We start from the raw sequence: 13,120 nt of genomic DNA on the forward strand, positions 1-13,120 counted from the left end.
GCCGGGGGGCGCGGCGGCGGGCCCGCGCGCGGCCCGCCCCGCCCCCCCCCCCCCCCCCCCCCCCCCCCCCCCCCCCCCCCCCCCCCCCCCCCCCCGCACCCGTCCAGGCCGCCACCGTCGCCGGCCGCACACCTCCGGCGGCGACGGGGACGGCACCGACGAGCAGCGCCAGCCCGGCGGCCACCCGGTCGGGCACGGCATCGGGGTCGCCGGGATCGACGTAGCGGGCGTCGAGCACTTCTTCGAGCGCACCCGGCACCGCGTCGCCCCGTGCCGCCCCGAACGCCAGCGCGAGCCACCGGGCCAGCGGCGGCGCCGGGTCCCCGGGCTGCAGGCCGAGGGTGAGCAGCAGGTGGCGCACGCCGTCGACGCCGAGGCCGGCCAGCAGGGCGCCGGCGTAGGCGGGGTTCGACGCGTACGGCAGCCCCTCGCGCGCGGCGGCGTCGAGGTCCTCGGCGGTGACCGGCCCGTCGAGCGCCCGGACGGCCGACCAGGCGAGCGCGACCATCTCGCCGTCGCCCCAGCCGGGCAGCAGCCCCGCCAGGTGCGCGCGGATCGCCGACTCGTGACCGGGCGCACCGGTGCCCCCCAGCCACGGGACCGTGCCGGCGAGGACGGCGGCCGTGGCGGCGGCGTCCGCCTCGACCTCGGCGAGCAGCGCCCCGTGCTCGTGCCGCCGCGCTGCCTCCGCGACCGCCAACTCCTCCCCGGCCGGGCCGAGCGCGTCGGGGTCGGCGAGAGCCGGACGCCGCGCGGCGAGGGCGGTGAAGTCCTCCTCCTGCTGCCGGCGGAGCACCTCGACCCGGCGGCGCGCGTCGCCCAGCACCACCGCGTGCGCCCGCAGCCGGTCGACGCCTGCGGTCAGCGTGCCGTGCAGCCCGCGGACCAGGTCGGTCACCCGACCCACCTGGTCGGCGGCCGCGGCGGCGTCGGCGCCGAGCCAGCCGGGCGCCGCGGCGGCCGGGCCGGCGAGGTGCGCGGCCAGGACCCCGGTGCGGAAGGCGGCGCCGGTCACCGCGGCGACCAGGTCGTCGAGCACGGCGGGATCGCCGCGCGGGAGGTCGAGGGGCGTGGGGACCGGCCCGGTCACCGGGCGACCGCCCGGCCGAGCGGGGGCAGCAGCGATCCGTCCAGGCCGAGCCACGAGTCGGCGACCGCGGCCACGGTGCCGGCCAGCCAGCGCAGCTCCCCCGCCACGGCCGAGCCCGCCGTGCGGTGCGCCTCCAGGAAGGGCTCGACGGCACCGGCCAGCGGGCCGCTCGCGGCCGGGGCGGCGGTGAGCCGCGCGGCCACGTCGTCGGCCTCGTCGCCCTGGGCGCGCAGCGCGTCGACGAGCGCGTGGAGCTGCTCGGGCGGCACCTCGATCGTCATGCGCCGGAGTCTGACCACGCCCCGGCACGTCCCGCCGGCGTCGTCCACAGGCCGGCGCGCGGCCGACCGGGGGCGGTACGGCCGCGTCCACTTCCGTCCACAGTCGTCGTCCACAACCTGTGGACGACGACGGAGATCATCTACGCTGCCCCGCGTGCTGGCGGACGAAGCGGTACCGGAACGGCGGGGCGAGCGCGGCTCCAGCCTGCCGTTCGTGCTCGTCTGCTGGACGGTCGCCGCCCTCATGGCCTTCGGCGCCGTGGCCGCTTCGCACGCCTTCCTGGAGCAGCAGGAGGTGCAGGCCGTGTGCGACGGCGCCGCGCTGGCCGCCGCCGACCAGGCCGACGAGGCCGCGGTCTACACCTCCGGGGTCGGCACCCAGCTGCCGCTGAGCCGGGCCACCGCGCAGGCGGCGGTCGCCGACCAGCTGGCCGACGGCGGGGTGCAGCTCGACGCGTGGTCGGCCGAGACCGACGGCGTGGAGGTCACCGTCCGCTGCACCCGGTACGCCGACATCGCGTTCGGCTGGCTGTTCCTCGGCGGGGAGCCGCTGGAGCGGACCGCCGTCGCCAGCGCCCGCGCACCCACCGTGCCCTGACGACGGCGACGACACGGCGACGGCCCCCGACCGGGACAGGTCGGGGGCCGTCGTACCGAGGCGTGGCGGGTGAAGGATTCGAACCTTCGTAGGCTGAGCCGACGGATTTACAGTCCGCTCCCTTTGGCCACTCGGGCAACCCGCCGTGCGGTGGTACCGGAGCAGCGTACAAGAACGGCGGTCGCTCACCTCGGGGGTGTCCCGGGGCGCGCGCCGCCAGAGCGGAGGAAAGCCATGGCCGACTCGTCCTTCGACGTCGTCAGCAAGGTCGACCGCCAGGAGGTCGACAACGCGCTCAACCAGGCCGCGAAGGAGCTGACCCAGCGCTTCGACTTCCGCGGCACCAACGCCAGCATCGCCTGGTCCGGCGAGGAGGCCGTCGTCCTGCAGGCCGACACCGAGGAGCGGGTCACCGCCGCGCTCGACGTGTTCAAGGACAAGCTGGTCAAGCGCAAGATCTCGCTGAAGTCCCTCGACGCCGGCGACCCGCAGTCCTCCGGCAAGTCGTACAAGATCAGCGCCCGCATCAAGCAGGGCATCGAGTCCGAGGTCGCCAAGAAGATCGCGAAGATCATCCGCGACGAGGGCCCGAAGGGCGTCCAGGCGCAGATCCAGGGCGACCAGCTGCGGGTCAGCGGCAAGAAGCGCGACGACCTGCAGGCGGTCCAGCAGCTGCTGCGCGGCAAGGACCTCGACGTCGCGCTGCAGTTCGACAACTACCGCTGAACCGCCTCGTGCCGCAGGTCGGGACCACCCCGCTCGGGTCCGCCGGGAGGCCGCGCGACGCCCGGCGCAGCGGCCACCAGGCCGTTCGCTGCGGCGCACGTGCGGCCCTCGGCCGTTGGCACGAGACGGGAACCGCGTCGACGCGCGTGATGCGGGCTAGAGCGGGCGCATGCGTGGGTGCGGGCGGTTGTGCGGACCGATCTCGTCGGCGGAGACGAGGACCGTCACCCCCGTTCCGTCCGCGTTGAGCACCGCGATCTCGCGCACCTCGTCGTCATCCCCGGTGACGTAGGTGAAGAGGATCCGGCCGTCGGAGGTCCAGGTCGGCTGGCTGGCGCGGGCCTCGCCCGCACCGAAGGACGTGAGCGCCGCCCGTCCGCTCCCGTCGGATCTCACCGTGTACAGGTTCGTCGGATCGTCGGTCGACTCGATCCCGCCGATGTCGTGGTCGCCGAAGACGATCAGGTCGTCGGTCGGATGCCAGTCGACCCGGCCGAACTGACCGACCTCGGTGATCTCCTCGGGCGCTGACCAGCCGTCCCCGTCGCGGCGGATGACGGCCACGGTGGAGCCTTCGTAGGCATCGCCGGTGAAGTGGTCGACGTTGAGCACCATGGCCTGGCTGTCGCCGGACCAGCGAGGAAAGCTGTGGAGCCGGCCCTCAGCGCGCAAGAGCTTCCCGGCCACGGTGACCTCGCCCGCGGCGACGTCGACGATGGCGAGCACCGAGCTCGCCGGTGCGCTCTGGTTGGGGTCCCCCTCGTAGCCGACCATGGCGATCTCGGAGCCGTCCCGTGACCACGCGGGGTTCTCCCAGAAGAGGCCCTCCAGCGCGGGATCGAGCGATCCGGTCACAGGCCGGGGGTCGTCGCCTCCCACGTCGGTGATCATCACCGCTGACGAGGACCCGTCGTGCTGGACGTAGGCGATCTCGGAGCCGTCGGGCGACCAGTCGGGGTGGTTCTGATCCCCCGGCGGCCCGAGGATCGCGTGGCCGCCGGTGCCGTCCGAGCGGATGAGGCTGATGCCCCGCGGGACGCCCTGGTAGGCGATCCACTCCTCGCCGTCGGCCACGACGGGCGCTGCCTCGGTCGTCGCCGCCGTCTGCTCGGCGGTCGTGTCGGACCGGCTGCCGCTCGCCGACGAGCAGGCCCCCGACGACAGCGCGACGACGGCGACGGCGGCGACCGATGGCCCCACCAAGCGGTGCCTCATGCCCTGCCTCCATCCGAGCTGGGTGGTCGCTGGACGGTGCCGGAACGATGCTGCAGGGGAGGCCCCCCTTCAAGGGCCTTTGGGCAGCAGACGCGGGCGTGCCGCGAAGGCCGGTGGATCAGGCGGCCGTCAGGGTGCAGCGGGTCCCGGAACTGCCCGGCACGAACGCGTCGGGCAGCGCAGCGGCCATGGCGCCCTGCGCCCGCCAGCCCGTGCAGTGCCCGGGCGCGACGAGATCCGGTGCGAGCCCCGTCAGCGCCGCCACGGTGGGCGCGATGACCGGCTCGAACGCCGGGCCCGAGAGGTGCAGCCCGCCGAGGAGCGCGTGCAGCCGGGTCACGCCGGTCAGCCGCATCGCATCGCGGTGTTCACCGCCCCGGCGTGGCCGAAGTGCCCGTGGCTGAGCACGACGCCCTGCACCCCGTCAGATCGATCCCCAGCCGGTCGGCGTCGGCCGTCGTCCCGTCGGGCGGGATCCCGGTGGCGAACAGCGGCGTGGTCGTGGTCGCTGCCCGGCGGACCGTCACCGGCGCCGAGACGCCGTGCTCGGCGCGCAGCCCCGCAGCGGTCAGCCCGTCCTCGACCTGGGGCGCGGCCGCCCGGCCGCTCGTCAACGGGGCTCGGGCCACCCGCTCCGAGCCGGGGAGCAGGGCGTCGAAGACGTCGTCGACGAGCGTGGTGACCACATCCACTGCGGGACCCGGCGCCGGCCACGGGGCCGTCGCGGCGACCGCGGCACCGCCGTCGCACACGAACGCGGAGTCGGCCCTCGGGCGCGCTCAGGCCTGACCGAGCTCGCGCGCCATCCCCTCGAGCCGGGCGATGCGCTGCTCCATCGGCGGGTGCGTGGAGAACAGCGACGCCAGGCCCTGCCCGCGGAACGGGTTGGCGATCATCAGGTGGCTCTGGGTCACCAGCCGGTCGTCCTGCGGCAGCGGCCGGGCCGCGGCGCCGCGCTCGATCGCGCGCAGCGCCGAGGCGAGGGCCAGCGGGTCCGCGCTCAGCCGGGCGCCGGAGGCGTCGGCCTGGTACTCGCGGCTGCGGCTGACCGCCATCTGCACCACGCCGGCGGCGATCGGGCCGAGGACGACGAGCAGCAGGCTGCCCAGGGCGCCGCCGCCCTCGCGCTCCTCGGAGCGGCCGCCGAACAGCGAGGCGAACATCGCCATGTGCGCCAGATAGGTGATGACGGTCGCCATCGCCCCGGCCACCGAGCTGATCAGGATGTCGCGGTTGTAGACGTGCGACAGCTCGTGGGCGAGGACGGCGCGCAGCTGGCGGCGGTCGAGCAGCTCGAGGATCCCCTGGGTGCAGCAGACCGCGGCGTTGCGCGGGTTGCGGCCGGTGGCGAAGGCGTTGGGCTGCGCGGCGGGGCTGACGTAGAGGCGTGGCATCGGCTGGCGGGCCTCGGTGGCCAGCTCGCGGACGATCGCGTAGAGCTGCGGGGCCTGGGTCTCGGTCACCGGGAAGGCGCGCATGGCGCGCAGCGCGAGCGTGTCGGACTTGAAGTACGCGAAGCCGTTGACCGCCAGCGCGATCACGAGTGCGATGAACAGGCCACCGCGTCCACCGATCAGGGCTCCGGCGGCGAGGATGAGGGCACCCATGAGCCCCAGGAGCAGGGCGGTCTTGAGTCCGTTGTTCCAGCGCTGCACGACGGGATCAACGCCACCGCCGGAACCGCCGTTCCCGGCGGGAATGGCGCCGTCCCCCGCACGGGTTGGGCCCGGTAGGACGTGCGCCCGGCTCCTCGACCGGGTGCTCGCGGTCGCGGCGTGTCCGGTTGCACACCCGCCCCCCGACACACACACGTAACCTCGGCCGGTGGAGGTGGACCAGAGATGACTGGCAGCAACGCGCCCGACGCTCCGGCAGCGGGGACGGCGGACGGCTCGGCCCCCGGCGGTCTGGTGAAGAGCGTCGTCAGCCTCGACCGGGTGGTCATCCGGCTGGCCGGCGACTCCGGTGACGGCATGCAGCTGACCGGCAACCGGTTCACCAGCGAGACGGCGTCCTTCGGCAACGACCTGTCGACGCTGCCCAACTTCCCCGCCGAGATCCGCGCCCCGACGGGGACCCTGCCCGGCGTCAGCTCCTTCCAGCTGCACTTCGCCGACCACGACATCATGACGCCGGGCGACGCCCCCGACGTCCTCGTCGCGATGAACCCCGCGGCGCTCAAGGCGAACCTCTCCGACCTCCCGGGCGGCGGGCTGCTCATCGTCGACTCCGACGAGTTCACCCCGCGCAACCTGGCCAAGGTCGGCTACGCCACCAACCCGCTCGAGGACGGCTCGCTGGAGGGCTGGCAGCTGTTCACGGTGCCGCTGACCAGCCTCACCCTCGACGCGCTCGCCGACTCCGGCCTCGGCAAGAAGGAGGCCGAGCGGAGCAAGAACATGTTCACGCTCGGCCTGCTGTCGTGGATGTACCACCGGCCGACCGAGGGGACGGTCCGCTTCCTCGAGCGGCAGTTCCGCCGCAAGCCCGAGATCGCCGCGGCCAACATCGCCGCGTTCCGCGCCGGCTACAACTACGGCGAGACCACCGAGGCCTTCGCCGTCTCCTACGAGGTCAAGCCGGCGCCGATGCGGCCCGGCACCTACCGCAACATCTCGGGCAACCAGGCGCTGGCCTACGGCATCGTCGCCGCCGGGCAGCGGTCGGGCCTGCCGGTGTTCCTGGGCGCCTACCCGATCACCCCGGCCTCCGACATCCTCCACGAGCTGTCCAAGCACAAGGCCTTCGGCGTGCGCACCTTCCAGGCCGAGGACGAGATCGCCGGCGTCTCCGCCGCGATCGGCGCCTCGTTCGGCGGCGCGCTCGGCGTCACGACGACGTCCGGCCCGGGCATCTCGCTGAAGTCGGAGGCGATCGGCCTGGCCGTCATGCTCGAGCTGCCGCTGGTCGTCGTGGACGTCCAGCGCGGCGGGCCGTCGACCGGCCTGCCGACCAAGACCGAGCAGTCGGACCTGCTGCAGGCGATGTTCGGCCGCAACGGCGAGGCGCCGCTGCCGGTGATCGCCCCGCGCTCGCCCGGCGATTGCTTCGACGCCGCGCTCGAGGCCGCGCGGATCGCGCTGGCCTACCGCACCCCGGTCATGCTGCTCTCCGACGGGTACCTGGCCAACGGCGCCGAGCCGTGGGCGGTCCCGGATGTCGAGTCGCTGCCCGACCTGTCCGCCGCGGTCGGCTTCGCCACCGAGCCCAACGGCGACGACGGCGCGTTCCTCCCCTACCTGCGCGACCCCGAGACGCTGGCCCGCGCGTGGGCCATCCCGGGCACCGCCGGGCTGCAGCACCGCGTGGGCGGCCTGGAGAAGGCCGACCGCACCGGCAACATCTCCTACGACCCCGACAACCACGACTTCATGACGCGGACCCGGCAGGCCAAGGTCGACGGCATCGCCGCGAGCCTCCCGCCGACCGACGTCGACGACCCCGACGGCGACGCGAAGGTCGCCGTCATCGGCTGGGGCTCCACCTACGGGCCGATCGGCGCGGCGTGCCGGCAGGTCCGCGGCTCCGGCCGGTCGATCGCGCAGATCCACCTGCGCCACGTCAACCCGATGCCCGCCGACCTCGGCGAGGTGCTCGCCCGCTACGAGCGGGTCATCTGCCCCGAGATGAACCTCGGGCAGCTGGCCACGCTGCTGCGGGCGCGCTACCTGGTCGACGTCGAGAGCCACACCCAGGTGCGCGGCCTGCCCTTCCGCGCGGCCGAGCTCGCCGCCGTCCTGCAGGGCGCGATCGACTCGACCACCTCACGACCCAGCACCGCACCGGCGCCGACCCCCGCGGCGGCCGCCCTCAACGGAGGCACCCAGTGAGCATCGACCTCGGCATGCCCGGCAGCGACCCGATCACGGCCGCGACGAGCGTCGGCGAGAAGCAGACCGACCTCAAGGCCAAGGACCTCAAGACCGACCAGGAGGTCCGCTGGTGCCCCGGGTGCGGTGACTACGTCATCCTCAACGCCGTCCAGAGCTTCCTGCCCAGCCTGGGCATCGCCCGCGAGGACATGGTCATCGTCTCGGGCATCGGGTGCTCCTCGCGCTTCCCGTACTACATGAACACCTACGGGATGCACTCGATCCACGGCCGGGCGCCGGCGATCGCCACCGGCCTGGCCGCGTCGCGGCCCGACCTGTCGGTCTGGGTCGTCACCGGGGACGGCGACGCGCTGTCCATCGGCGGCAACCACCTGATCCACACCCTGCGCCGCAACGTGAACCTGAAGATCCTGCTGTTCAACAACCGGATCTACGGGCTGACGAAGGGCCAGTACTCCCCCACCTCCGAGGTGGGCAAGGTGACCAAGTCGACGCCGATGGGCTCGATCGACGCGCCCTTCAACCCGGTGTCGCTGGCCCTCGGCGCCGACGCCACGTTCGTCGGCCGGGCCATGGACTCCGACCGCAAGGGCCTCACCGAGGTGCTGCGGCAGGCCGCCGAGCACCAGGGCACCGCGCTGGTCGAGATCTACCAGAACTGCAACATCTTCAACGACGGCGCCTTCGAGCTGCTCAAGGACCCGACGACCGGTCCGCAGTGGACGATCCCGCTGGTGCACGGCCAGCCGCTGGTGTTCGGCCCCGAGGGCGCCGCCTGCGTCGTCCGCGACGACTTCGGCGGCCTGCGGATCGCCGAGACCAACCAGGTGGACCCGGCCGAGATCGTCGTCCACGACGCGACCCGGCAGGACCCGTCCTACGCGTTCGCGCTGTCCCGGCTCTCCAGCCAGGACCTGCGCTACACGCCGATGGGCGTCTTCCGCTCCGTCATCCGGCCGACCTACGACCGGATGATGGCCGACCAGCTCGAGGACGCCCGCTCCGGCGGGCCCGCCGACCTCGGCGCGCTGCTGGCCGGCAGCGACACCTGGACGGTGTGAGGGTCCCCTGCCCTCCCACCGCTCGCGGGCTCGCGGCGGGCCCCTGCAGGGGGCCCTCGGCGCTCACCTTGCCTGCAGCACCTGCGTGAGCATCGGCAGCGCGGCGTCGTAGGCGGCGCGCTCCGGGGCGGCGAAGCCGACCACGAGACCCGCGGCCGGGCCGTGCGCGGCGCCCGCGGTCCGGTGGCGCGCCAGGCCGTCGAGCGACAGGCCGCGGTCGTGGCCCGCGGCGACGACGGCGGCCTCGGTCGCCGCGTCCGGCAGCGGCACGAACACGTGCGCCCCGGCCGGGTCGCCCTCGGCGGTGCGGCCGGCGGCGGTCACCGCGTCGAGCAGCGCGGCGCGCCGCCCGGCGAGCTCCCGGCGGACCCGGCGCAGGTGCCGGGCCAGGTCGCCGGAGGCGGCGAGCGCGGCGAACACCCGCTGACCGGCGCGCGCCGGCCGGGTGCCCGTGGCCGAGCGCCGGGCGACCAGCTCCCCGCGAAGCCGGGCCGGCGCGACCAGCCAGCCGGTCCCGAGCGTCGGGCTGACGATCTTGCTGCTGGTGCCCAGGTGGACGACGACGTCGGGCCCGAGGGCCGCCAGCAGCGGCAGCGGCGCCACGTCGAAGCGCAGCTCGCCGTCGTAGTCGTCCTCCAGCACCCACCAGCCCTCCGCGCGGGCCCGCTCGACCAGGGCGAGCCGGCGGGCCGCCGACATCCGCCGGCCGAGCGGGAACTGGTGCGCGGGCGTGCAGTACACGGCGGCCAGCCCCGGCGGGACGGCGTCGACGACCAGCCCGTCGCCGTCCACGGGGACCGGGACGACGGTGACGCCCGCGTCGGTCAGCGCCGCGGCGACCCGCTGGTAGCCGGGGCTCTCCACGCCCACGCGGCTGCCCGGGGGCAGCACCCGGGCGACCTCGGCGACGGCGGCGGAGGTCCCGCCGGTGGCCAGCAGGTCGTCCGGCGCCGCGGGCAGCCCCCGGTGCCGGAGGAGGTGCTCGGTGACGGCGGCGCGGAACGCCGGGTCGCCCGCGGGCTCCGGCCCGCCGTCGGGAGGTGCGTCCCCGGCCGCCCGCCAGGCCCGGCGCCAGGCCGCCCGGTCGAGCACCTCGAGGCAGGGCGAGCCGGCCCGCAGGTCGACCAGCCGCGGCGCGGGCCGGGCGGGGTGCCGGCCGCGCTCGGCGGACGGGTGCGGCGCGGAGGGCGGACCGCCCACCACGAAGGTGCCCACCCCGCGCCGGCCGCCGGCCCACCCCTCGGCCAGCAGCTGGTCGTAGGCGGCCGCGGTGACGGTGCGGCTCACCCGCAGCGCACCGGCGAGCTCGCGGGTCGACGGGAGCCGGTCACCGGGGCGCAGCGTGCCGGCGGCCGCGGCGGCCCGCAGCGCGTCGGCCAGCTGGACCGACAGCGGCGTCGCGGCGGCGCGGTCGAGGACGACCGGTGGGACCTCGACCACGGCGCCTCCCCTCGGTGGACTGGTGGAATCGCGCGGAAGTGGCCGTTGGAGGATGCCACGCCTCCGGTCAGGCTGGCCGCATGGACTCTCCCGCCCCGCTCTCCCCCACGCCCCGCAGCACCGTCCGGCGGGGCGCCCGGCGGGCCCGAACCGACCGGGCCGACCTCTACGCCGTCCTCGACGCCGGCCTGGTGGGGCACCTGGGGGTCGTGCTGGGCGGGGCGCCGGTGGTGCTCCCCACCGGCTACGGCCGCGACCGGGACACGCTGTACCTGCACGGCTCGACCGGCGCGAGCACGCTGCGGGCCGCGGCCGCCGGCGCCTCGGTCTGCTTCACCGTCACCCACCTCGACGGCGTCGTCTACGCCCGGTCGGCGTTCCACCACTCGGTCAACTACCGGTGCGCCGTCGTCCACGGCACCGCGCGCCCGGTGACCGCCCCGGCGGAGAAGCTGCGCGCGCTCGAGGCCCTCACCGAGCAGTTGGCTCCCGGGTCGTGGACGGCGACCCGGCAGCCCGACCGCAAGGAGCTCGCCGCCACCGCGGTCCTGGCGCTCGACCTGGCGGAGGCCAGCGTCAAGGTGCGCACCGGCCCACCCGTCGACGACGACCGCGACCTCCCGGCGCCCGGCGAGCCCGACCCCGTGTGGGCCGGCGTGCTGCCCCTGCGGACCGTCGTCGGCGAGCCCGAGCCGTGCGTGCTGCTGCCGCAGGGCACCCCGGTGCCGGCGCGGGTGCGCGAGCGCCTGCTCGCCTGACCCGGGCCCTTCGCCCCTGTTGCGATAGCGTCGCTATCCGGATAGTGGCGCTATGGCAGTGCGGGTCTCCCGGGTGGAGCAGGCGGCGGCCAACCACGCGGCCGTCCTCGCCGCGGCGCGCCGCGTCTTCCTCCGCGCCGGCTACCACGGCGCGACCGTCGACGCCGTCGCCGCCGAGGCCGGCTTCACCATCGGCGCCGTCTACTCGCGCTTCCGGGGCAAGGCCGAGCTGTTCCTCGCCCTGCTGGAGGAGCGGGTGACCGAGCGGATCGAGCAGCTGCGCGCCCTGCGCCCCGAGACGCCGCCGCCGCGCGACCGGGCCGAGGCTGCCCGGCTGCTCGAGGAGGACGTGCTGGCCGTCGCCCGCCAGTGGGCCGGGATCCTCCGCACCGACCTCGACTGGACGCTGCTCGTCGTCGAGTTCCGCGTGCACGCCGCCCGCGACCCCCACCTGGCCGCCCGCTTCGCCGAGCAGCACGCCCGGCTGCTCACCGCCACCGCCGACGTGGTCGGCGACCTGCTCGGCGGCCCCGCCGTCGTCGACCGCCGGGTTGCCGAGGACATCGCCCGGGCCGGACTGGCGCTCGGTCCCGGCATCGCGCTGGCCCGCGCCGCGGAGGGGGAGGCCTTCCGCGACGAGCTGGTGGAGGAGCTCCACGTCGCCCTCGCCACCCGGCTCTCCGGAGCGCCCGGCCCGGACGCTCCGCCGTCCCCCCGGAGGTCCCGATGACCGTCCCCACCACCACGGCTCCGCCGTCGGACCCGGTGCGCGCCCGGCGGCTGGCGCGGCTGCGCGCCGCGCTCCCCGGCCACGTCGCGCGGCTCGGGTGGGACGCCGAGACCCTGCGCGCCCACCAGGAGCAGGCGCTGCGGGCGCTGCTCCGGGCCGCGCGGGCCGGCTCCCCCTTCCACGCCGAGCGGCTGCGCGGGGTCGACCCCGACCGGTTCGGGCTGGCCGACCTGGCGTCCCTGCCCCCGATGACCAAGACCGAGATGATGGCCGACCTCGACCGCGTGGTCACCGACCGCCGGGTGTCGCGCGCGCTGCTGGAGGACCACCTCGCGGCCACCGAGGGGGAGGCGCGGGAGCTGCTCGACGGCTGCGTGGTCATGAGCTCCGGCGGCAGCTCCGGCGAGCGGGGCGTGTTCGTCTACGGCCCCGACGCGGTCGTCGACTACACCCTGGGCCTCGTCCGGCCCGGCATGGCGCGGCTGCTGGCAGCCGGCCCCGTCCCCTTCGGCGGCGTCCCGATGGCCATCGTGGCCGCCGCCTCCGCCGTCCACGCCAGCCGCGCGCTGTCGTCGCTGTTCAGCGGCGACCTGCTGGACGTCACGTGCGTGCCGGTGACGCTGCCGCTGCCCGAGATCGTCGCGCGGCTGGAGCGGGCGCGGCCCTTCCTGCTGCAGGGCTACCCGTCCGCGCTGGACCTCCTCGCCCGCGAGCAGCAGGCAGGACGGCTGACGATCAGCCCGAGGTCGGTGACCGCCAGCAGCGAGCAGCTCACCCCCGACGTCCGCGCCCGCGTGACGGCGGCCTTCGGCGTCCCCGTCGTGAACCAGTTCGGGTCCACCGAGGGCGTCGTCGGTGTCTCGGCGCCCGGAGACGACGTGATCGTGCTGGCCTCCGACCTGGCCGTCGTCGAGCTCGTGGACGACGACCTGCGCCCGGTCCCGCCCGGGGAGCCGGCGGCCACGGCGCTGGTGACCAACCTGGCGAACCCGCTGCAGCCGCTCATCCGCTACGTCCTGCCCGACCGGTTCGTGGCGCAGCCGGCGGTCCCCGGCTCCGGGCACCTGCGGGTGACGGTGGAGGGCCGGCAGGACGAGCTCTTCCGCTACGGCGGCACCGTCGTCCACTCGCAGGTGCTCGGCAGCGTGCTGGTGCGCACGGCGGAGGTCGTGCAGTACCAGGTGCACCAGACCCCCGGCGGGGTGGACGTCGACGTGGTCGTCGCCGGCCCGCTGGACGCCGACGGGCTCACTGCCCGCCTGGCCGCGGCGCTGCGGGACGCCGGGCTGCCGGAGCCGGCGGTCCGGGTGCGCACCGTCGAGGGCATCGCCCGCGACCCGCGGACCGGCAAGGTCGCCCGCTTCGTCCGGCTCCCCGGCTGAGCCCGC

At 75.6% G+C, this 13,120-nt stretch carries 14 protein-coding genes and 1 tRNA gene; 7 read left to right on the forward strand and 8 right to left on the reverse strand.

Annotated elements, in window-relative coordinates; genetic code table 11:
- Positions 1-1,090 (reverse strand): hypothetical protein (locus tag ACI797_RS21415; protein WP_456861171.1); only part of this gene is annotated, 1,090 nt, incomplete at its 3' end.
- Positions 1,087-1,371 carry a hypothetical protein gene (locus ACI797_RS21420; RefSeq protein ID WP_456861173.1) on the reverse strand — a complete coding sequence of 95 codons (285 nt, stop codon included), beginning with the start codon at positions 1,369-1,371 and terminating at the stop codon, positions 1,087-1,089. The genes ACI797_RS21415 and ACI797_RS21420, both read right to left, overlap by 4 nt.
- Positions 1,372-1,525: 154 nt before the next feature.
- On the opposite strand from ACI797_RS21420, the gene ACI797_RS21425 reads away from it, so the two are divergent.
- Complete coding sequence (locus ACI797_RS21425) at positions 1,526-1,969, forward strand: pilus assembly protein TadG-related protein (protein WP_456861175.1); 444 nt, start codon at positions 1,526-1,528, stop codon at positions 1,967-1,969.
- A 63-nt stretch (positions 1,970-2,032) separates the two neighbouring features.
- Here the strand turns inward: ACI797_RS21425 and ACI797_RS21430 are convergent.
- Positions 2,033-2,114 (reverse strand) — tRNA-Tyr (locus tag ACI797_RS21430).
- Positions 2,115-2,203: 89 nt separating this feature from the next.
- On the opposite strand from ACI797_RS21430, the gene ACI797_RS21435 reads away from it, so the two are divergent.
- Entirely contained in the window at positions 2,204-2,695 is a 492-nt protein-coding gene (locus ACI797_RS21435) for a YajQ family cyclic di-GMP-binding protein (RefSeq protein ID WP_456542625.1), read from the forward strand.
- Between the two features lie 156 nt (positions 2,696-2,851).
- Here the strand turns inward: ACI797_RS21435 and ACI797_RS21440 are convergent, their stop codons facing one another.
- The 4 genes from ACI797_RS21440 to htpX all read right to left on the reverse strand — a co-directional run bounded on the left by ACI797_RS21440 (position 2,852) and on the right by htpX (position 5,565).
- Positions 2,852-3,910, reverse strand: coding sequence for a hypothetical protein (locus tag ACI797_RS21440; RefSeq protein ID WP_456861177.1), 1,059 nt, complete (start codon positions 3,908-3,910; stop codon positions 2,852-2,854).
- A gap of 118 nt (positions 3,911-4,028) precedes the next feature.
- Positions 4,029-4,265: a hypothetical protein gene (locus ACI797_RS21445; RefSeq protein ID WP_456861179.1), complete on the reverse strand. Its 237-nt coding sequence runs from the start codon at positions 4,263-4,265 to the stop codon at positions 4,029-4,031.
- A 13-nt stretch (positions 4,266-4,278) separates the two neighbouring features.
- Entirely contained in the window at positions 4,279-4,596 is a 318-nt protein-coding gene (locus tag ACI797_RS21450) for a hypothetical protein (RefSeq protein ID WP_456861181.1), read from the reverse strand.
- 93 nt (positions 4,597-4,689) lie between these two features.
- On the reverse strand, positions 4,690-5,565 hold the full coding sequence (gene htpX / locus ACI797_RS21455) for a zinc metalloprotease HtpX (RefSeq protein WP_456861183.1): 876 nt from the start codon (positions 5,563-5,565) through the stop codon (positions 4,690-4,692).
- Positions 5,566-5,751: 186 nt separating this feature from the next.
- Here htpX and ACI797_RS21460 point away from each other — a divergent pair, with 186 nt between their 5' ends.
- Both ACI797_RS21460 and ACI797_RS21465 read left to right on the forward strand, forming a co-directional pair.
- Complete coding sequence (locus ACI797_RS21460) at positions 5,752-7,740, forward strand: 2-oxoacid:acceptor oxidoreductase subunit alpha (protein ID WP_456861185.1); 1,989 nt, start codon at positions 5,752-5,754, stop codon at positions 7,738-7,740.
- Entirely contained in the window at positions 7,737-8,804 is a 1,068-nt protein-coding gene (locus ACI797_RS21465) for a 2-oxoacid:ferredoxin oxidoreductase subunit beta (RefSeq protein ID WP_456861186.1), read from the forward strand. The genes ACI797_RS21460 and ACI797_RS21465 overlap by 4 nt, the downstream gene beginning before the upstream one ends.
- 63 nt (positions 8,805-8,867) lie before the next feature.
- Here the strand turns inward: ACI797_RS21465 and ACI797_RS21470 are convergent, their stop codons facing one another.
- Positions 8,868-10,244 (reverse strand): aminotransferase-like domain-containing protein, encoded by a 1,377-nt coding sequence (locus ACI797_RS21470; protein ID WP_456861188.1) that lies wholly within the window; start codon positions 10,242-10,244, stop codon positions 8,868-8,870.
- A gap of 80 nt (positions 10,245-10,324) precedes the next feature.
- On the opposite strand from ACI797_RS21470, the gene ACI797_RS21475 reads away from it, so the two are divergent.
- Genes ACI797_RS21475 through ACI797_RS21485 form a run of 3 tightly spaced genes read left to right on the forward strand, consistent with a single transcriptional unit; the run spans position 10,325 to position 13,114 of the window.
- The gene (locus ACI797_RS21475; protein WP_456861190.1) at positions 10,325-11,002 is read left to right on the forward strand and encodes a pyridoxamine 5'-phosphate oxidase family protein; all 678 of its coding nucleotides are present in this window, start codon (positions 10,325-10,327) and stop codon (positions 11,000-11,002) included.
- 52 nt (positions 11,003-11,054) lie between these two features.
- Positions 11,055-11,732, forward strand: a complete 678-nt coding sequence (locus tag ACI797_RS21480; RefSeq protein WP_456861192.1) for a TetR/AcrR family transcriptional regulator — start codon at positions 11,055-11,057, stop codon at positions 11,730-11,732.
- Positions 11,729-13,114, forward strand: a complete 1,386-nt coding sequence (locus ACI797_RS21485) for a hypothetical protein (RefSeq protein WP_456861194.1) — start codon at positions 11,729-11,731, stop codon at positions 13,112-13,114. The genes ACI797_RS21480 and ACI797_RS21485 overlap by 4 nt, the downstream gene beginning before the upstream one ends.
- Positions 13,115-13,120: the final 6 nt, after the last annotated feature.

Source organism: Geodermatophilus sp. SYSU D00691, assembly GCF_054050275.1.

Excerpts from the sequence above, each read along its gene's own strand:
- ACI797_RS21445 (WP_456861179.1), bottom strand. The coding sequence starts at position 4,265 with ATGCGGCTGACCGGCGTGACCCGGCTGCACGCGCTCCTCGGCGGGCTG.
- ACI797_RS21475 (WP_456861190.1), top strand. The coding sequence starts at position 10,325 with ATGGACTCTCCCGCCCCGCTCTCCCCCACGCCCCGCAGCACCGTCCGG.
- ACI797_RS21420 (WP_456861173.1), bottom strand. The coding sequence starts at position 1,371 with ATGACGATCGAGGTGCCGCCCGAGCAGCTCCACGCGCTCGTCGACGCG.
- ACI797_RS21480 (WP_456861192.1), top strand. The coding sequence starts at position 11,055 with ATGGCAGTGCGGGTCTCCCGGGTGGAGCAGGCGGCGGCCAACCACGCG.
- ACI797_RS21440 (WP_456861177.1), bottom strand. The coding sequence starts at position 3,910 with ATGAGGCACCGCTTGGTGGGGCCATCGGTCGCCGCCGTCGCCGTCGTC.
- ACI797_RS21485 (WP_456861194.1), top strand. The coding sequence starts at position 11,729 with ATGACCGTCCCCACCACCACGGCTCCGCCGTCGGACCCGGTGCGCGCC.
- ACI797_RS21460 (WP_456861185.1), top strand. The coding sequence starts at position 5,752 with ATGACTGGCAGCAACGCGCCCGACGCTCCGGCAGCGGGGACGGCGGAC.
- ACI797_RS21435 (WP_456542625.1), top strand. The coding sequence starts at position 2,204 with ATGGCCGACTCGTCCTTCGACGTCGTCAGCAAGGTCGACCGCCAGGAG.